Origin of the sequence: Haloterrigena sp. KLK7, assembly GCF_037914945.1 — an archaeon.
GTDB lineage: Archaea > Halobacteriota > Halobacteria > Halobacteriales > Natrialbaceae > Haloterrigena > Haloterrigena salinisoli.
Map to the genome: position 1 here is coordinate 96,199 of NZ_CP149790.1, position 19,942 is coordinate 116,140.

Annotated in this window: 15 protein-coding genes; 9 read left to right on the plus strand and 6 right to left on the minus strand. The window is 65.2% G+C overall.

Annotation, left to right across the window (positions count from 1 at the left end; genetic code table 11):
* The first annotated feature begins 50 nt into the window (after positions 1-50).
* The 4 genes from WD430_RS22100 to WD430_RS22120 all read left to right on the plus strand — a co-directional run bounded on the left by WD430_RS22100 (position 51) and on the right by WD430_RS22120 (position 6,274).
* Complete coding sequence (locus WD430_RS22100; protein ID WP_339106500.1) at positions 51-740, plus strand: cob(I)yrinic acid a,c-diamide adenosyltransferase; 690 nt, start codon at positions 51-53, stop codon at positions 738-740.
* 103 nt (positions 741-843) lie between these two features.
* Positions 844-1,623, plus strand: coding sequence for an ABC transporter ATP-binding protein (locus WD430_RS22105; protein WP_339106501.1), 780 nt, complete (start codon positions 844-846; stop codon positions 1,621-1,623).
* Positions 1,620-3,089, plus strand: coding sequence for a hypothetical protein (locus tag WD430_RS22110; protein ID WP_339106502.1), 1,470 nt, complete (start codon positions 1,620-1,622; stop codon positions 3,087-3,089). Before WD430_RS22105 ends, WD430_RS22110 begins: the two co-directional genes overlap by 4 nt.
* A gap of 1,556 nt (positions 3,090-4,645) precedes the next feature.
* Positions 4,646-6,274: a cobyric acid synthase gene (locus tag WD430_RS22120; RefSeq protein WP_339106503.1), complete on the plus strand. Its 1,629-nt coding sequence runs from the start codon at positions 4,646-4,648 to the stop codon at positions 6,272-6,274.
* Between the two features lie 89 nt (positions 6,275-6,363).
* Here WD430_RS22120 and WD430_RS22125 read toward each other — a convergent pair whose 3' ends face one another.
* Entirely contained in the window at positions 6,364-6,753 is a 390-nt protein-coding gene (locus WD430_RS22125) for a CopG family transcriptional regulator (RefSeq protein WP_339106504.1), read from the minus strand.
* A gap of 150 nt (positions 6,754-6,903) precedes the next feature.
* On the opposite strand from WD430_RS22125, the gene WD430_RS22130 reads away from it, so the two are divergent.
* The 4 genes from WD430_RS22130 (at position 6,904) to WD430_RS22145 (ending at position 11,713) form a co-directional block, all read left to right on the plus strand.
* Positions 6,904-7,719 (plus strand): hypothetical protein, encoded by an 816-nt coding sequence (locus WD430_RS22130; RefSeq protein ID WP_339106505.1) that lies wholly within the window; start codon positions 6,904-6,906, stop codon positions 7,717-7,719.
* Positions 7,720-8,052: 333 nt separating this feature from the next.
* Entirely contained in the window at positions 8,053-10,248 is a 2,196-nt protein-coding gene (locus tag WD430_RS22135; protein WP_339106506.1) for a bacterio-opsin activator domain-containing protein, read from the plus strand.
* Between the two features lie 289 nt (positions 10,249-10,537).
* Entirely contained in the window at positions 10,538-10,816 is a 279-nt protein-coding gene (locus WD430_RS22140) for a hypothetical protein (RefSeq protein WP_339106332.1), read from the plus strand.
* Positions 10,817-10,948: 132 nt separating this feature from the next.
* On the plus strand, positions 10,949-11,713 hold the full coding sequence (locus WD430_RS22145; RefSeq protein WP_339106333.1) for a peptidase M10A and M12B matrixin and adamalysin: 765 nt from the start codon (positions 10,949-10,951) through the stop codon (positions 11,711-11,713).
* Positions 11,714-11,941: 228 nt separating this feature from the next.
* On the opposite strand, the gene WD430_RS22150 is transcribed toward WD430_RS22145, so the two are convergent.
* The 3 genes from WD430_RS22150 to WD430_RS22160 all read right to left on the minus strand — a co-directional run bounded on the left by WD430_RS22150 (position 11,942) and on the right by WD430_RS22160 (position 15,214).
* On the minus strand, positions 11,942-12,295 hold the full coding sequence (locus WD430_RS22150; protein WP_339106334.1) for a winged helix-turn-helix domain-containing protein: 354 nt from the start codon (positions 12,293-12,295) through the stop codon (positions 11,942-11,944).
* Positions 12,296-12,583: 288 nt separating this feature from the next.
* A complete protein-coding gene (otsB, locus tag WD430_RS22155) occupies positions 12,584-13,447 on the minus strand; it encodes a trehalose-phosphatase (protein ID WP_339106335.1) in 864 nt (287 codons plus the stop codon).
* A gap of 3 nt (positions 13,448-13,450) precedes the next feature.
* A complete protein-coding gene (locus tag WD430_RS22160; RefSeq protein ID WP_339106336.1) occupies positions 13,451-15,214 on the minus strand; it encodes a trehalose-6-phosphate synthase in 1,764 nt (587 codons plus the stop codon).
* Between the two features lie 305 nt (positions 15,215-15,519).
* Here WD430_RS22160 and WD430_RS22165 point away from each other — a divergent pair, with 305 nt between their 5' ends.
* Entirely contained in the window at positions 15,520-16,716 is a 1,197-nt protein-coding gene (locus WD430_RS22165; RefSeq protein ID WP_339106337.1) for an aminopeptidase P family protein, read from the plus strand.
* A 174-nt stretch (positions 16,717-16,890) separates the two neighbouring features.
* Here WD430_RS22165 and WD430_RS22170 read toward each other — a convergent pair whose 3' ends face one another.
* Together WD430_RS22170 and WD430_RS22175 are read right to left on the minus strand one after the other, a co-directional pair.
* Positions 16,891-18,096 (minus strand): orc1/cdc6 family replication initiation protein, encoded by a 1,206-nt coding sequence (locus tag WD430_RS22170; RefSeq protein WP_339106338.1) that lies wholly within the window; start codon positions 18,094-18,096, stop codon positions 16,891-16,893.
* Between the two features lie 1,622 nt (positions 18,097-19,718).
* Complete coding sequence (locus tag WD430_RS22175) at positions 19,719-19,895, minus strand: hypothetical protein (RefSeq protein WP_339106511.1); 177 nt, start codon at positions 19,893-19,895, stop codon at positions 19,719-19,721.
* Between the last annotated feature and the right edge of the window lie 47 nt (positions 19,896-19,942).

Below are 19,942 nucleotides of genomic sequence, written 5' to 3' on the forward strand. Positions count from 1 at the left end.
GGCCGGGCCACGTGGCCAACTACATGTGGGGTCGGCCCGACGACTCGCGTATGAGCGACGAGCGAACGCCCGATTCGACGGTCGAGAACACGCCGGGGCAGGGACGGACGCCCGAACCCGAACGGATCGAACCGGCAGCGCCCGAGGAGTTCGGGCTCGTACAGGTCTGGTGGGGCGACGGCAAGGGGAAGACGACGGCCACGCTCGGGATGGGGATGCGCGCCGCGGGCCACGGCTACCGCGTGCATATGCTCCAGTTCATGAAGGGCGGCGCCTCGAGCGTCGACGCCGTCCGCGGCGAGTACAACGCCATCGCGGCGCTCCCGGGACTCAGCTACGAGAACCTCGGCCACTACGGCTGGCACGGGATGGCCGACGGCAGCGACGAGGAAGACCACGAGGCGCAGGCCCGAGCCGGTCTCGAGCGCGCCCGCGAGCTACTCGAGGCGGCTGGGGAGGCCGACCTCGAGGCCCCGATCGATCTCGACGCGCCGCCGGAGGCGGGGATGCACATGCTGCTCCTCGACGAGATTCTCTACGCCGCGGATCGCGACCTGATCGGCGAAGACGACGTCCGCGAACTGATCGACGCGAAACCCGACGACCTCGAACTGGTACTGTCGGGGAGCCACACGGAGCCGACGTACCTCGAGGACCGGGCCGATCTCGTTACGAATGTTCGCAAAGAGAAACATCCGATCGACGACGGGCAGCGGGCCCGGCGCGGAACCGAATTCTGAGCGGAAGCGGCGGCCGCTCGAGCGAACGTTCGCCCCGTCGATCCTGTTACTATTCACCTACCAACACAATTATTATCAATTCCTGTGAATGGATCGACGTTCAATGGGTGCAATTCGGGTAGACGGACTGCGCAAGTCCTACGGAGCCGTCGAGGCGGTGGCCGACATGAGCTTCACCGTCGAGCGCGGGGAGTTGTACGGGTTTCTCGGGCCGAACGGCGCCGGGAAGACGACCACCATCCGGACGCTGACGGGGCAGATCCGACCGGACGCGGGGACCGTTCGGGTCCTCGAGACCGATCCGGCGGCCGAGCCGATCGAGACGCGACGCCGGGTCGGTATTCTGCCGGAGCAACAGTCGCCGCCGAGCTTCCTCACGCCGCGCGAGTACCTCGAGTTCGTCGGGGACGTTCGCGGTCTCGATCCCGACCGGGTCGCCGAGCGGACGGCCGACTGGGCCCAGCGACTCGGCTTCGAGAACAAACTCGACACGCTGCACACGGACCTCTCGCGGGGCCAACAGCAGAAGGTGATGATCACGCAGGCGTTCATCCACGAGCCCGACGTGGTCTTCATCGACGAGCCGCTGGCGAACCTCGATCCGCTGGTCCAGGAACAGGTCAAGCGATTCCTCGTCTCCTACGCCGCCGGCGACAACGCCGTCTTCGTCTCGACGCACAACATCGACGTCGCCGAAGAGATCTGTACCCGGGTCGGCATCGTCGCCGACGGCCGGATCGTCACCGAGCGCTCGCTCACCGGCGACGGGAGCGGTGCGGACGTCGAGAGCGAACGCGACGAATCGCTCCTGGAGGTGTTCCTCGAGCGCGTCGAACGCGAGGACGCTCGAGACCTGCCCTCGCTCGAACGGATCGACGCATGAGCGGGGCAGCGACGACCGACCGATCGGGGCCCTCGACGCGGCGACTGCTCGGCGTGCTCTTCCGCGAGGAGTGGCGGCTCCACACCCAGCTGTTCGGCGGCTGGCGGTTCGCGCTCTTCCCGGGCGTCATCGCCGTGCTGGCGGTGGGCGCGACGGTCGCCCTGCGGGAGACGGGGACCGCGGACGGAACGATCCTGACGGGCCTGCACGTCCTCGCGCTCGGCTTCGGTCTCTACAGCGGGACCGCCGGATTCGCGGGCTCGGACATGCTCGAGAACGTGTTCGGCGAGCTCTCGCTCGTCCTCTCGTCGTCGACGACGCTTCCGCTGTCTCGGCGGCGGCTGCTGGGCGTCTTCCTGCTGAAGGACGCGCTGTTCTACGCGGTCGCGTTCGTTCTGCCGATGGCGCTCTCGAACGCGGTGCTGGTCGACCGCCCCGCGTCCGCGCCGCTGGCTGTCGGAGCACTGTGGCTCTCGCTGTCGCTGACGTTCGCCGCCGGGATGGCCCTGACCGTCGCGCTGATCGCGGTCCGGACCCGCGGCGTGCCGACGTGGGCGATCGCCGGAACCATCGTCGTCGTCGCCAGTGGGGCGTGGCTGACGGGAACCGGCGGAGCCGTCTGGAGCGCGTTCGTTCCGATCGACGGCGGCCCGATGAGTGCGATCGGACTGGCGGTCGGAACCGGACTCGTCGGCACGGCGTCGCTCGCCCTGTACGATCCGACCTACGGGCGGCCGTCGCGAACCGCCAGCGATCGGTTCGCCCGCCTCAGCGACGCGCTCCCCGTGGAGGCGGTCGGCGCCGACAGCGCGCTCGTCTCGAAGACGCTGCTCGATCTGGCCCGTTCCTCGGGCGGCGTCGCGAAGCCGTTCGTCTCCGCGGCCATCCTGCTGGCGCTGGTGGCCGCACTCGTCGATATCGTCGACTCGATCACTGGGATCGCGCCGGCACCGGGGGTCTTCTTCGGCGGCGTGCTGGGGCTGACCGCGTTCACGACGTACAACTGGCTGACCCAGTTCGACTCGCTCGAGGCCTACCTCGCCTACCCCGTCTCGATCGACGACGTGTTCCGAGCGAAACGGATGGCGTTCGTCCTCGTCGGCGCGCCGACCGTGGCGGTGCCGTACCTCGCGGCCGTGGTCTGGTTCGAAGCGACGCTCGTCGACGCGGTCGTCGGCGCCGTCCTGCTCGCGGGCTACGCGCTGTACTACTACGGGCTGACCGTCTACATCGCCGGCTTCGATCCCAACGAGTTCCTCTTCGACGCCGTGCGGTTCTCGCTGTTCACGCTCGGCGTGGGGGTCGCGCTCGTGCCGACGCTCGTCGCTGGGTTCGTCGTGGTGCCGCCTACTGGGACCGTCGCGGTGGCGCTGGGAGTTGGTGGGATCGGGTTCGGTATCGTTGGATTAGTTCTCTCGAGTCGGGCCGGACCGCGATGGGAGAAACGGGCTCGAGATGGCGAGTGAGAGCGAGGTAGCTGACAAGAGCGGCGATCGGGCACCCATCTTTGTACGTGAACAGCCGAGACTCGAGACACCCCACCGTTGCACGTGAAGCCGCCGGGTTCAGGCCGCAGCTATCTGAAAAACGGTAGTCGCAGTACGTCCCGATAGCGCCTCCGAGACACCCCACAGCTTCATGTGAAGAACGTAATTTGAGTCGGTACTGTGGACGATTTCTACAACGTTGCTTCGTGAGAGACTGCGAGCAGAAAACAGCTGTGGGAGCGATTCGGATAGCGGAACCGTCCCTCTGGATACTACTACTACTTCGTGAGAGGACTCTCCTGACGGAACTGCAACGCAGATATCCCTCCCCTCCCTCCACCGTTTCCGGAGCTTTCGGTTCTCGAGGGGTACGAAAAGCCACCACTCACACACCACTGTTTCCGGAGCTTTTGACCCTCCAGAACGGCGCGGAAAGATACCACCCACACACCACTATTTCCGAAGCTTTTGTCCTCAGACGGATACGGAAAGACGCCAATCCACACACCACTGTTTCCGGAGCTTTCGATTCGCGAAGACAGTTTGCCAGTGTAGAGTGGACAGACACGACATCGGTTTCCTCTCCTCGAGTCTGAAATCCTTTGGGAACAGACACCCCACTGATTCAAGTGAAGATCTGCAGTTGAGAGGCTACATACCCACTACACGCAATATTAGAAAAGATGTAAAGCGTTTGGATGGGTGGTGTCTCTCTCATCAGTGAGCAATTAGAGGGGAACCGTAGTGTTGCCAAGCGAGATCGTTAGGAGAGACTCTCGCTAGACAGTGGTTGGTCCGTGCTTCGTAAGAGGACAAAAATCGATAGGGGGAAGTCTCACAGCGAACAGTACGAGAGAAACTCAACGATCTCGCCCATCAGAATATCCTGTCGCAGTCTCGTCGCGGTCGTGGACAGGGCCGCGGGATGTCGAACTTCTATTCGATTTCGATCGATCCCGAACTCGCGATCGAAGCGCTTGCAGAAGACCCACATCTCGAGAGCGTCGCGGAAATTCTCCGCGAGATGAGCAGATAACGTCTACACTGGAATACCCCCCGTACACTGGAACTGGGGGTCTCGTGCTTCATAATCTCTCAGGGTGCAGTGACAAGAACTGTAGAAGCCGTCCGCTCGAGTCGACTACCGATTCGATATGCGAGTAGAACTGCTCAACCGCTCGAGGAAGCGAACTCAGACACTGAAGATGAATTCTGCAGTTTGAGCGGTATCTACCGGTCGAATGTATCGGGCTTACACTGGAATCCCCCCCTCCCCCACCCCTACCCCGGATCCATCGGAATAGCGAACGTCGGTGAACACTCGGAAACGGTTTCACTTGCAGCGGTGGTGTGTGTCTGTGTTCGGTTCCACTGCTCCGTGGTTGGTGATCCCTCCCTACTACACAGAGGGGCATCGAACTCCACCGTAACGAGAAAGTCGACCTCGAGAGGGGCTCGCCGCTGGAATCGGACGACGAGTAGCGAACCGAACCGATAGGACGATACCGAACGCCGCGCGAATGAGACCCACGCGAATGACCAGAACGCTGCTCGTCGCCGGAACCGCGAGCCACGTCGGCAAGTCGACGGTCGCCGCCGGCCTCTGTCGGTTGCTCGCCGACCGCGGGGTCGACGTCGCCCCGTTCAAGGGACAGAACATGAGCAACAACGCTCGAGTGGTCGTCCGGCCCGAGGGCGTGGAGCCGGGAGAACTCGAGACCGAAAACGAGGACGGAACCGAAGCGGACGCCGACCGCTGGGGCGAGATCGGCGTCTCGCAGTTCGTCCAGGCTCGAGCGGCCCGCATAACGCCGACGACGGACTGCAACCCGGTCCTGCTCAAACCCCGCGGCGACGGGGAGAGCCAGCTGGTCCTGCAGGGACGGGCCCACGAACACGTCCCGGCCAGCCGGTACTACGAGGAGTTCTGGGACGAGGCCCGCGAGGCCGCCGAGGAGTCCTACCGGCGACTCGCGGCCGACCACGACGTGATCGTGGCGGAGGGCGCCGGCAGCATCGGCGAGATCAACCTCCACGATCGGGACCTCGCGAACGTCGAGACCGCGGCGTTCGCCGACGCCGACATCCTCCTGCTGGTCGACATCGAACGCGGCGGGGCCTTCGCCAGCCTCTACGGCACCATCGAACTCCTCCCGGACTCGCTGCGCGAGCGGGTCGTCGGCGCGGTCATCACCAAGTTCCGCGGCGACCGGTCGCTGCTCGAGCCCGGTATCGAGGAGATCGAGTCGAAGACCGGCGTCCCGATTCTGGGCGTGTTGCCCTACGACGATCCCGGGCTCCCCGAGGAGGACAGCGTCGGCCTGCCATCGCGGAGCGAACGCGGCGTGCTGGGCGACGACGACGGCGTCCCCGCCGATCGGCGGATCACCGTCGCCGTGCCGCGCCTGCCCAGGATTTCGAACGCGACGGACCTCGAGGCGCTGGCCGCGGAGCCGGGCGTCTCGGTCGCGTTCGTGCCGGTCGAAGCGGAGCCGACGGACGAGGAAACGGAGCAAGACGAGGGCTCCCGGGAGGATCCGCTCGCCGACGTCGACGCCGACGCGGTCGTCCTGCCGGGAACGAAGAACACGGTCGACGACCTGCTGGCGCTCCGCGAGGCCGGCTTCGCCGACGCGCTCGCGGCGTTCGACGGGCCGATCGTCGGCGTCTGCGGCGGCTACCAGCTGCTCGGGGAGCGAATCACGAACGCAGATCTCGAGGGGACCGGCGACGACGCCGTCGTCGAGGGACTCGGACTGTTGCCGGTCGAGACGCGGTTCGAGGGGACCAAGCGCGTCGCGCAGACGACGGTCCCCGTCGACGGCGAGGCGTCGCCGCTGCTTTCCGGCGCCGACGGCACCGCGTCGGGCTACGAGATCCACGCCGGTCGAACGCGAGTGCTCGAGGACGGGACCGAGGCGATAACCCGGCCGCTCGGGGACTCGAGCGCGGCCCGCGGCCGGGTGCTCGGCACGTACCTCCACGGCCTGTTCGACAACGAGTCGGTCCGGACGGCGTTTCTCGACGCCGTGGCGTCCGAGGCGGGGGTCGACCGGCCGCGCCGCAATGACGGGACGGCCGGACCGACGCCGTACGACCGCGCCGCGGCGCTGGTCGGCGAGCACGTCGATCTCGAGGCGCTCGGACCACCGTTCGACTCGTGAGCCGAGGGTCACGGACGAGACAGCGCGTCGCTAACGGTTCCGAGACGGACCGAACAGCGAAGCCGCGAGAACGAGCGACTCGAGTCGGTCTACGTGGGGTCGGAACGGTAGGTCCCGAGCAGTTCCTCGAGGATGATACACTCCTGGTCGGTCGACTCGTAATGGGTGTCGATGAACCGCTCGGCGGCCTCGTAATCGCCTCGAAGCCCGTGTTTGCGAACGGTGATTACGGCATCGAGGAAGAAGGTTCCACCGTCGGCACCCAGCGCCTTCGCGTGATCCTCCTCGGAGATGTCGAGTTCGGCCTTGATCTCGTCGAAGTTGAACGTCTTCACCTCGTGATCGTTGTTGAGTAGGGTGAGCACGTACTCCGCGGAGAAGCGATAGAACTCGGACTTGCTCTCGAACATACCGTCGTCGACCAGTTCGTCGATCGCCTCGACGACCTCGTCGGGGTACCTGACGGTATCTTTGGCCATACGGATACGATGCTCGCTGCGGACTAATTATTGTTTCGAAGAGTTGTCCAGTCCATTACAGGTAGTGGCGACGGACTCGCGGTTCGTATCGAGTCTCGAAACGGAGCGAACGTTAAAGGAAGCGGGACGGGTTCGGCTACACGAACAGCTGTGATCGACGTCTCCCTCGGGTTCCTCCTCAGTTCCCTCCCCTGGTGGGTAGCGGCGCCGGTGATCCAGCTCGCGGTGCTCGTCGTCGGGATGGCCTTAGACGAGACGTACGTCAATCGGACGACGATCCTGACGGGCGCACTCGCCACGCACATTCACATCTTCGTCGCCGGCGAGGCCGGCCTGCTGGTCTCCCTCTACGCCGACGCGGGGTTGGCCGTCGGTGCCTACGGGCTGTACGCCTACGTCGTCGACGGCTACGTGGGTACCTGGTTTCGGCTCCTCGCCTACTACGTGTACTCGCCGCTATCGGTCTTTCTCGTCGTCCTGACCGCCGGCCCCACCGTGATCGGCGTCGAACCGCTGGTCGTCCTCGCGCTGGCTGCAGCGGGATACGCCAACGTCCAGTTCCGCGAGTACCTCCGACCCGAACAGCCGTTCTACTTCGGTCCCCGGACGCAGGAGGAGTTCGAGGCCGTCCTCGAGACCGAAGTCACTGCGGGATCGCCGGCTGACGCCGGAGCCGCCACCGGTGGAGCCGCCGACGCCGCAGCCACCGGGCCAACGGGCGCCGGGACGGCCTCGAGTACGCCCGGTACCGAGCCCGCTGGACCGAACACCGCTGCGCAGTCAGCGGCCGGATCGAACACCGACGGACAGGCGACGGCCGGGCGGGACGGAGCGAGCGCCGGCTCGGTCGACGAGTCCGCGTCCACCGAAGACGGAGCGGAGTTCGACCACCCGGGAACCGAACCGGCCGCCGCGGCCGACTCGAGCGAACGAGGGATCCTGCCGAAGTTCATGCGCCGACTCTGACCGAGTCCGATTAGCGTCGCCGTTGATCGGTCATCGAACTCCGGCCGGTCATCGAACTCCGGCCGGTCATCGAACTCCGGCCGGCCATCGATCGGCCTGTACTGACGAATACATCGTACAAAATACTGATACTATCTAGAATGTCCACACATTTTAGAATGTGTACACGGTGCAGTTCGAGAGACCGCTCATCGTGCCGTCTACCACCCGTTCGATCCGTTCGACGACTCGGCGAGACCGGATAGCGAATATCTACCAGTACGCTTTTATTCCAAGGGAATCTTTTGTCGAAGTGACGCTTTCAGTTAGTCACGACGTCCCCGTCCTCATCGTATGTCCCCCGAGACTCGTTTCGGACCGATCGTGCACATCTCGGCGTCCCAATCGGAGTCGCTCCAGAGACGGCTTCGCGAGGCGGCGCCGTACGACGTCCGATCGATCTCACTGACGGCCCTCGAGGACGGTCTCGGGACCGTCTCCGAAGGTGAGAACGAGTCTGACACCGTCTCCGAAGCGGGGAGTGAGTCTGACACCGTCTCCGAAGGAGAGAGCGACGCCGACACGGAGAGGCCGGTTCCCGTCGGCGTCGTCCTCGAACTCGAGTGTCCGACACAGGTGCGGTCCGTTCTCGAACGGTGTTCCGAGGAGTGGGGGGACGTTCCGACGGTCGTCGCCCCACCGACGGGCAGTGAAGCGCTCGCGACGGCGGCACTGCGAGGCGACGCCGACGAGTACGCGCCGCTCGACGGGGACGGGGATCCGGTCGAGCGGATCGTCGACGCGATTCGACCGGGCAGCGAGGCGGCCGGCGACCGGGAGACGGTCGACGGTCGCGAGACCGACGACGAACCGACGGACGGATCGAGAGCGACGAACGGTGCAGGCCCGGCCGCAGGCGTCGCCGCGACGGCGACCGGCCGGCCGTCGGCGGAGTCGGCCGGTAAGTACCACCGCATCCTCGCCGACGAACTGCCAGACGAGGCCTTCGTTATCACCGCTGACGGCACCTATCTCGAGGCGAAGGTCCGGCCCGACGCCGCCGATCTCTACACGACGTCGGCCGACGAACTGCCCGGGGAACACCTCACGGATGTGTTCCCCGACGACGTCGCCGCGGAGTTGCAGGCCTGTATCGATCGAACGATTCGGACCGGTACCGTGCAGTCGATCGAATACGAGACGGCGACGACCGACGGCGACCGCCGGTACGAGGGCCGAGTCGTCCCGATCGACGAACGAATCGACGACCAGGACGCCGTCGTCTGGCTCGCCAGAGACATCACCGAGCGGGTCCGACGGGAGCGCGAACTGCGATCGCGCCGGGACCGACTCGAGACCCTCAACAGGATCGGTGCGGTCGTCGGGCAGGTGATCGACACGCTGGTCGAAGCCCCGTCCCGGGACGCCATCGAGCGGGAGGTCTGTGCCCAACTCGTCGAGTCGGAGCTGTACTGCGGGGCCTGGATCGCCGAGCGGACGGGCGAGGGGACGCTCGCCTACCGAACCGGTGCCGGCGACGTGGACACGTACCTCGATCGCGCGAGCGAGCTCGACGAGGGCCACGCGTGTCTGGTCCAGCAGGCCGTCGAGACGGGCGAGATCCAGACGGAGACGAACATCCCCGCGAGCGACTCGATGCCCGAAGCGCTTCGCGCGGCCGCCCGGACGGACGGCGTCAGGTCCGCGATCGCCGTCCCGATCAGTCACAACGAGGCGGTGTACGGCGTCCTGACGGTCCTCGCTGGCCGCGAGGACGCCTTCGGTGAGGACGAGCGAGCCGGGTTCGGGCTGCTCGGCGAAACGATCGGCTTCACCATCATGGCCGTCAAGAACCGGCAGTTGCTGTTCGCCGATACGGTCGTCGAGCTCGAGTTCCGGATCGACGGCGGCGACACCTTCTCGTTCGATCTCTCCGAACGCTACGACTGTACCGTCTCACTGGAGTGGGCCGGGACGACGGCGAACGGGCACACCGTCCAGTACGTCACGATCGACGGCCTCGACGGCGAGACCGTCCTCGAGGAAGCCGACGCACACCCGTCGGTCGAGAGCTGTCGGCTCATTCACGACGGCTGCGAGAACTGCACGATCGAGATGCGCCTCGCGGAGTCGGGGGTCCAGACGCTGGCGAACCACGGGGCGACGTTCCGCGACGTCACCGTCGAAGACGGCGTCGGAACCTGTCTGGTCGAGGTCTCCCAAGACGCGAACGTCCGCGAGATCGCGAAGGCGCTGACCGTGATCTACGAGAACACCGAACTCGTCGCGCGCCGCGAGATCGACCGCCCGGTACGAACCGCCGCACAGCGACGGGATCGCATCTTCGATCAACTGACTGACCGACAACTGACGACGCTGCGACTGGCCTACTACAGCGGCTTCTTCGATTGGCCCCGCGAGAGCACCGGCGAGGAGATCGCCGACGCGATGGACGTCTCACCGCCGACGATGCACCAGCACCTCCGAAAGGGGCTGAAAGCGGTGCTCGAGGAGTTCTTCGAAGCCGGCGGCGGAGCCGAGCCGACCTGAACGAGGGTCGATCGGTCGGCGTGACCGGCGACCGGTCGGCGGAACCGTTCGGTGGTCGATCGCCACCGTTCGTTCACCGGAAACGCGGTGTGTCGAGCCGAAACCGGAGCGTTCGACGAGGGAACGCGGCGGCGAACACATCACGGGTGACGATACTCACGAGATCTTCAAAGAGGCCCATATGAACCCGAGCGGCAATGCGAACGCGTCGACGTCCTCCGACTGCGATGAGAACGACGAGTATTCGGGCGGCGGATACCGGCCGCTGCTCGCGGGAGGGTGCAGAGACGTGACGTCGGACGTCCCGGTCGAGCGCCTCTACGAGGGGTCGAACGGTCGCTACTACACCGACTGTCAGCTCGAGCGACGGCTCCGAGCCGGCCGCTGGACGCCGTGCATTCGACAGCGGGATCCGGACCGGCGGCTGGTGGAAACGAGCGACGGCTCGTTGCTGTTGCTGACGCCGACCGACGAGCTCCCGGCCTGGGCCGAACTCCGAATCGACGGCCGCGGCGCTCGCGTCGTCGATACGCGACGGCCGGTCCCGAACGGGTCGCTACCGGAGTAGCCGGCGCCGTCGACGAACCGCTCGCGACTCAGGCGTCGAGACCGCCGCGTTACGATCACCCGTCGCGACCACCGATAAGCGGTGGATATATGAACCGACACGGACTGGATGTCGGCCGCGAGTGCCGTCGGTATGGAACGACGCGCGTTTCTCGGGGCCGTCGGGTCGCTCACCTCGGTCGGCACGCTGGCGTACACGACCCGCGAACCGGTCGATACCCTCGAGATCCGCGTCTGGCTCTCGAGCGGCGCCGCGGAGTACGACGGCGTCGGCGAACGGATCCGCGACTACCTCGAGCGGATCTTCGACCTCGAGTACTGGACGCTCGAGTGCTCGATCGGCGGTACCGTCGACGTCTCGACCGAAGACGGCGCCCGCGTCACCAGCCACGGAGAGTGGCCGCTGACGCTCGCAGCGGGAGCGATCGGACCGGGTGCGGTCGCTCCCGCCGCCGACGTCAACCTGCTCGTCACGGACGGACAGATGAGACGGACGCCGACCGGGTACGGGCTGCCACACGTCGCGTCGGTCGGCGGCGCCCGACACCTCGCCTCGCTCGAGTCGTTCGACGAACTCTGCTCGGCGCCGGCGACGGACGCCGACCGGTGGATCGTCCCGAACGAACCGCCGACGCGCTCGATGCAGGTGCTCGTCCACGAAATCGGGCACGCGCTCGGACTGGATCACGAGCACGGCGTCTCGTTCCGGGACGGTGACGCCATCGTCGCGACGCCGATGCTGAGCAGTTACGCCTGGAACGGCGACGTCGACGTCGAGCGCTCGGCGTGCGGGAGCGCGTATCCGGAGCCGGCGGACCACCGACGAAAGCTCAGTCTGGCGTTTTCGCCCTGTGCGAAGCGCGAGCTCGCCGCGTACAGCGGTAGCGGAATAGGGTAAGCGAGTACAGCAGCGGGCACCGGTAGGCAAAGATAGCAACGACGGAGTGCGATACTCACGTCCAACGGTAGCGAAACACGAGAGTCGAATCGCGGTCCCGAACCACTCGAGGGCGATCGGTCCGATCGATCGGTCAGGCATCGGACTGCCGGCGGACCCAGTGGCCCAACGCCACGCTACCCGCACTTCGAGGCGGCGACCGTCCGGACGAACCGGCGCAGAAACGGATTACTCGTCGTCGTCGGTCTCGTCTTCGCCGCGAACGAAGCTCGCCTGTGGCTCCCCGTTGTCGTCGACGCCGCCGGCGCTGGGTCCTTCGATGAGCGAATCGAAATCGTCGACCTCGTCGTACCGGTCCCGATAGACGAGCGCCGCCTTTCCGGTCGGCGTAATCTCGTACAGCCCCGACCGCTCGGCGGGACCGATCTTGCGGACCAGCCCGTAATCTTCGAGTACCGGCAGTCGGGTATTGATGTTCTTGCGGCTCTTACCCGTGTGTTCGGCGAGATTCGTCGCGACGTTCCGCCCTTTCTCTTCGAGCGCCTCGAGGATCAGGAAATCAGTAGGTTGACGCAGTTTCACTATCGTTCACTCTCGGTAGGAACTATATTTCCAGTGGTAACTAATACTTTCGGCTTTATCGATTGGGTTATACGCTGAGATAGGTATTGAAAGCGGAATATAGCGGCGAATAATCGAATGTGTTCGCACGGAGTAGTGAGAAATTACACAGCTTTCGTTTCAGTGTCCGGGTAATCGATAGACCGAGATCCCGAACGGCGGTAAGCTGTCGATGCGACCGAGAAATGATCCCGTACCGACAGGTGATCGGCCGCTCGACGGACAGGAGCGGGAACGGTCATCCAGTGGCTAGTGGCTCGTCGTTCCGCTCGCGGATTCGGCCGGCGCGCTCGCCTGCGAGACGGTTCGCTCGAGCGTTTCGGCGGTGATCGATTCGAGCCACTCGAGGAATCGAGCGACGGCGTCCGGTGAGTCGAGCCGGTAGGACGCGGCCGACGGCTCGTCGCCGCCGACGCGAATCCCGATGCCGTCGGGCTCGACGGTCCGGAACGCCGACTCGTCGGTCACGTCGTCGCCGATATAGATCGGGACGGTCCCCGGCGGCATATCCGCCGCGATCAACGCGACCGCGTTCCCCTTCCCCCACGGGATCGACGGCCCGATCTCGAGGATGCGTTTCCCGGACGACACCTCGAGGGCGTCGCCGCCGAAACGGTCGACGACCGCGTGGGTCCGCCGCCTGACGATCGGCCGCATCGCGGACGGAACGGACCGATAGTGTACCGTTCCCGTCAATCGCTTGTTTTCGATCCGGGCGTTCGGGATCGGCTCGAGGACCGACTCGAGGATTCCGCACACCTCGTCGATACGCGCGGCGCGTTTTCGCGCGACCGGATGGACGGCGACCGAGTCGTTTCGCTCGAGTTCCAGCCCGTGGTTGCCGGCGTAGATCGACGGCCCGTCGATGCGATCGCGAACGTCGCTCAGCGCGCGACCGCTGACGACGGCCGTCGAGACCGCCGGGTCGGCCGCCAGCGACGCGACCGCCGCCTCGTTTTCGGCCGTCGGCGCCGCCGCGTCGGGGTCCTCGACGATCGGCGCGAGCGTGCCGTCGAAGTCCAGACAGCAGCACACCCTCGATCCGGCGGTGAGCCGCGAACGGATCCGTTCCCGCTCCGTCTCGACCGGGCGGGGAGGCGTTTCGGTAGACATCGATCAGACGGTCGAGGGAGGTTCGTTCGGGTCGACGTCCGAGTCCGACTGCGAGTCAGATCCGGATCGATTCGTCCGGTCTACGTTCCGATCCGTCCGAGAACCCGGGCCGGCGTCGGAATCGGGGTTGGAGCCGTGGTCGGAACTGGAATCGTCGTCTCGAGTACCGCCGTCGTGTCCTCCGTCGGCGTGTACCCGGCGAATCCAGTCGAACTGCGTCTCCATCCACCACTCGAGGTCGCCGTCGAAGACCCGGTTTCGGAGCGTGTTCATCCGGTGCTGCCGCTCGCGGGACGGCATCGCGACCGCCGCCTCGAGTTGCGTCGCGAAGCCGTCGACGTCGGTGGGATCGATCGTCAGCGCGTGCGACCCCAGTCGCTCGTGGGCGCCGGTCCCCTCGCTCAGGACGAGCACGCCGTCGCCGTCGACGTTCGCGGCGACGTACTCCTGGGCGACCAGGTTCATCCCGTCGACCAGCGGACTCACGACCATCAGGTCCGCACGGCGATAGAGCCCGGACAGTTCCTCGTTCGAGAGGTAGTCCTCGGTGTAGACGATCGGCTCCCAGTCGTCGGTCCCGAACCGCCGGTTGATCCGCGTGACCTCACTCCTGACGAGTTCGCCGTAGCGCTGGTAGGCGTCGATGTCGGTCCGAGACGGCGTCGCCGTCTGGAGGAACGTGAACTCGCCGTGCCACTCCGGACTGCGCTCGAGGAACCGTTCGATCGCCGCCAGCCGTTCGGGGATTCCCTTGGAGTAATCGAGGCGGTCGACGCCGAGTCCGAGGACGGTGTCGCTGGAAATGTCGTAGCGGTCGAACAGCGACGAGATCTGCGACGACTCGATCGAGCGCGCGTTCGCGTCGTGCGACGGCGCATCGACGCCCATGGGCGTCGCGACGACCCGCGTCGTTCCCCCATCGTAGGAGACCGTTCGCTGGGTTCGATCGACGTCGGCCGCCGGCAGGTATCGCTCGACGCAGTCGAGGAACCGCTCGGCGTAGCGTTCGATGTGGAACCCGAGCAGGTCGTTGCCGAGCAGTCCCTCGAGGATGTCTCTCCCGGCCGGACAGTGCTGGTAGGTCGTCGTCGTCGGCCACGGAATGTGCCAGAACTGGGCGACGGTCGTCGACTGCGGGACCGACTCCCGGATCATCCGCGGCGCGAGGCCGAAGTGGTAGTCCTGTACCCAGACGATCGAGTCGGCCTCCGCGTGTTCGGCCACCGCGTCGGCGAAGCGCTCGTTGACCGTTCGGTACCACTCGAAGTCGTTCGACCGGTTCTCGATGAGATCGACAAACCCGTGACAGAGCGGCCAGAGCACGCGATTGCTGAACCCGTAGTAGTAGGAGTCGACCGCCTCCTCCGAGAGATCGATCCGCTGGAGGGTGTACGACTCGTCGCCCGGCGGCACCGCGATACAGCCGTCGTCGTCGGCGACGTCGAAATCGGCCTCGCCGTCGCCCCAGGCGATCCAGGTTCCCTCGGACGCCTGCACCACGGGATCGAGACCAGCCGTCAGTCCGCCAGTCGGCTCGTCGACCGTAATCGACGAATTACCGGTCGATCGCTCGTCTCCGCTACCGGAACCTTGCGACTCCGTCTCGTACTCGTGGCGATACGGCTGGCGGTTCGAAACGACGATCAGCGATCCGGGACAGACGGAATCGTCGGACCGCGAATCCGCAGTCGCGCGGCCGTATCCGTCGGCCCGTAACTGACGATTGCTCGGATGCGTCGACGGCAACCGCGCATCGGTAAATCGCATTCGCTGCTATTGACAACCTCGTCGCGGGTCGGTCCGCGGCCTGCAACCGCATGGAAGTCATATACGAGCTGTTACCTATCGGTATCCGTTGACGGGCGCTACACCGTGATTTCGGGCCGTTCGGGGCCGATCGCTATTCACATCGACATCGCGGTTCTGGTCGATATCGCGTCCCAGCCGAAATGGGGCCACGGACGGATGGGGCCACAAACGGGATGAGGTCACAGACGGGATGAGGTCACAGACGGGATGGAGTCACCCCTCCCGACCGAACGTTCTTTCCCCGGCCGACCGAACTTTCGAGTATGCGATCCCCGTTCGAACACCGCATCGCGGCGTGTCAGCGCCGACTCGAGCGCGTCGACGCCGCGCTGGCCGTCCTCGTTCCGGGCCCGAACCTCACCTACCTGACCGGCTTCGAGGAGTCACCGTCGGAGCGGCACCTGTTGCTGTTCGTCCCGCAGATCGGCGATCCGGTCGTCGTCGCGCCGTCGATGTACGACGCCCAGCTCCGGACGCTGCCGATCGAGACGCTGGCGGTGCGGCTGTGGGACGACGATGACGATCCACTCGAGGAGATCGAGGCGGTCCTCGCAGAGCTGCTGGCGACTGTCGATGACGGTCGCAGCTCATCAGGGGACGACGGCTCACCGACGGTCCTCGTCGACGACCGCATGTGGGCGACGTTCACGCAGGATCTGCGGGAGTGCGCGCCGGCGGCGACGTTCGACCTCGCCAGCCGCGTCCTCGAGCAACTCCGTATCCGGAAGGACGACGTCGAACTCGAGGCGCTCCGGCGAGCCGGAACGATCGCGGATCGGGTCTCACTCGAGATCCGTTCGCGCGGGACCGAGCTGGTCGGGACGACCGAAGCGGAACTGGCCGACGAGATCGAACGGCTGCTCGCGGAGCACGGCGGCGGCGACCCCGCGTTCGAAACGATCGTCGCGTCGGGACCGAACGGCGCGCGGCCACACCACCACAGCGGCGACCGGGAGATCGAGCGCGGCGATCCGATCGTGCTGGACTTCGGCGCGTTCGTCGAGGCCGACCTCGAGGACGGAACGGGCCGCTATCCCGGCGATCAGACGCGGACGATCGTCGTCGGCGAGCCCGCCGCCGAATACGAGCGGTACGAGCAGGTCCACGAGACCGTCCGCGAGGCCCAGCGGGCCGCGGTCGACGCCGTCGAACCCGGCGTCACCGCCGGGTCGATCGATCGCGCAGCTCGAGACGTGATCGAGGAGGCCGGCTACGGGGACGCGTTCGTCCACCGAACCGGCCACGGCGTCGGCCTCGAGGTCCACGAACCGCCCTACATCGTCGCGGACGACGAGCGCGAGCTCGAGCCCGGGATGGTCTTCTCCGTCGAACCGGGGATCTACCTCGAGGGGGAGTTCGGCGTCCGAATCGAGGATCTGGTCGTCGTCACCGAGGACGGCGTCGAACGGCTGAACGACTCGCCGCGCGGATGGGAGACCGGCGACGACGTTCGATCGTGACCGGAGCGGTTCGGAGCTCCGGTCGCTGGCGGGCGACCGACGCGTGCGGCCGGAAACGGGGACACCGTGTTTCCGTTGAAATAGCGGCCGCACTTCCGCTGAAACCGACACCGGAGTTCCGGTGGAACCCGCCCCACGAGGCCTCGAGACTTCGTTCTGCCGGCGTCTCGACGACTACGCGTCGTCGGTTTCGACGAGCACCTTCCGAACGACGTCCGGATCCTCGAGCAGCTGGTGTTCGGTGTAGCTCCCCTCGGCGCTGCCGCCGCTCTGGCGGGACTGCTCGATGATGTCGAGGAAGGCGTGTTCCTTCAGGAGGTCGCGGACGCGGCGCAAGGAGAGCGTGTCCGACCCCTCCTGCCGACAGATCTCCTCGTAGACGTCGAAGATCCGGGTCGTCCGAAAGCCGTCCTCGTCGGGAGTGTTGAGCGAGAGGACCGCGAGCGCTTGGAGAACGTACCGTGAATGCGGGGTCGAGCCCCGGATGAGTTCCCGGAACCGGTCGGTCTCGGCTCGTTCCCGCGCCTGCACGACGAACTCCTCGCGGACCGTCTCGCTGCCGTTCGACTGGGCGATCTCGCCCGCGTAGCGGAGGATGTCGATCGCCTTCCGCGCGTCCCCGTGTTCCCGGGCCGCCAGCGCTGCCGCCCGGGGGATAACGGAGGGCTCGAGGACGCCGTCCTTGAACGCGTCGCTGCGGGCCTGCATGATGTCCCGGAGCTGGTTCGCGTCGTACGGCGGGAAGACGAACTCCCGCTCGCAGAGGCTGGACTTGACCCGCTCGTCCATCCGATCCTTGTACTTGATCTTGTTACTGATCCCGATGACGCCGATCTTGCACGACTCGAGTTTGCCGGCCTCGCCCGCGCGCGAGAGTTGCATGAGGATGTCGTCGTCGTCGAGTTTGTCGACCTCGTCCAAGATGATGAGGACGACCTCGTACTGGGAGTCGAGGACGGTCCAGAGGCGCTTGTAGTACGTCGACGTGCTGAGCCCCTTATCGGGGATCTTGATCTGCGTCCGGTCGGGATCGTTCAGCGAGTGGGCGATCGTCTGAACCGCCTGCGTCTCCGTGCTGTCCTGGGCGCAGTCGACGTAGGCGAACTCCGCGGTGACCCCCTCCTCCGTCGAGACGCGGACCAGCCGTTCGGAGATGTGCTTCGCACAGAGGGACTTTCCAGTGCCCGTCTTCCCGTAGATGAGCAGATTGCTCGGGCTCTGCCCGAAGATCGCCGGATTGACGGCGTTGGCGAGGTCGGCGATCTCGTCGTCCCGGCCGACGATCCGCCCCTCCTCCGGGAGGTGGTTGATCTCGAGCAGCTCCTTGTTCTCGAAGATAGGGTCGTCACGGGTAAACAGGTCGTCGCCGGAACTCGACATAATCGTAGACACCACGTTTCCGGTGAAACGTCTTTATTGTTTGGACTCGGCGACGGTTCGTCGGTCACAGCGTCGAATTACGGGACGAAGAGACGGTCTCGAGCGATTATATAATATTAGTGGTAGCGGAAACAGCGGTGGAAGACACACACACCACGTTTCCGGTGAAACGGGGAAAACGGGGGGACGGGTTCCAGTTGAAACGGGGGTTAGGATTCATCGGAAACCCGGTGTGGTGTCGAACCGACGGAGAGGACGAAGACAGCCACTATCGGAATATCGCCCCCATCACGGCTGCTAACCGGGAACGACAGCGGTTCCTGATTAGAAGGGACTCGAGTTCACCCCGTTCCGATGCTGTGAGCACTCCGTTCTGACGCTGTGAGCTCTCCTCGAGCCCGGTCGTTGGATCTCGATCACGACTCGCTTGAGGTCTCCAGAGGTCAAAACCGAGCATACAGCGTTCGTCATCCTCAGAGGGGAGTTTCTCGAGGCTGAGGAGTCGTTCTCTGAGTTGGAAACGAGCCCACATAAAAGAATTTCCGGTGAAAGAGCCGGTGTCGACTCACGTCGACTATTCTCTTCCTGTTTTCTACTCAATGGACTTTTTAGGCCGGAGTGTATTATATTTAGTGCAAGCAGTGAGATAGTCTAGAGGAAGGACGATAGTCAGATGCAGCAATAAAGAAGTAAAGAAGGAGGGAGAAAGACGCTCTTTCAGCAGCGAACGTAGAAAGGGGACTTCGAGATATGGTTTCTTTGGAGCCTTCTACGATTATTCCTGGAGAATCCTCATCCGGCTGGAGGCATCTCACTGAGGCCCCCGCCCCCACCCCACCCCACCCCACCCCCACCTTCGCACCCGCTTTCACCGGAAACGTGGTGTGTGTGTCTTCGCTCTCGCCCTCGTTCCCACAGCCCCCTCCCCCTCTCATCCCGTTTCACCGGAAACGTGGTGTGCGCGCGCTGCCAGTAGTCGCCGCGGTCGGACCGACCGATATCCGTTCTCGAGTCGGGTCGATACTCGCCCTCGAGCCGGACAGCCGATTCGCTCGCGCCGATTCGAGCTTCCACGGCTCGATCGATCGCCCGTCTCGAGAATCGAACACCGCCAGCGCTCGGTCGCGATTTCCCTACTCGGTCCGACGGGCGACTCATCCGCCGCGTTCCCGATCGTTCACCGGAAACGTGGTGTGTCAGTGGTGCGTTTCCCGTTCGTTCCGAGATCGCGAATCCGTCCTCCGAAGCCGGGGCAGCAGTCGGTCCCCGAAGCGCAGCGGTCGGTCTTCGAAGTGATGACTAATATGTACTGGCGCGTAGCGGCTATCGTCCTCTCTTCGATTCCCTCTCCGTGCGGTATCGTCCCCCGTTCTCCGCTCCGCCTTCACCGGAAACGTGGTGTGTCACTGCGCCGTTCGGTGTCGCGTTCGTTCTCGGTCGGTGTCGATACCGTTTCCGTCCTCCTCGAGCCGCGATCGTTCAGCGCCGTGCTATTTCACCGGAAACGTGGTGTGTGGGGGAACGGGAGTCGATCTCGGGAGTTCTCGCGACTGAGATTTGGGAGGATCCGCGTCCGTTCACGCACCCTCCTCGCGTCGAGACCGAGCGGTGATCGATCGCGTTCAGTAGTAGTAGAGTTCGACCTCGTGCCCGCAGTTTCGACAGGTCGTCTCCCGCCCCTGAAGACGGTTCGTCGTGCGTTCGTCGTGGATTCCCGGACCAGGGGGGACGGATGCGTTGACCGTTGCCTCGCACTCGGGACAACCGATACGCATCTCTGATTGGTCTGACTGGGACATATCTCCGGGATTGGTGGGAATTCCGCATAGTTATACTAACCGTACGC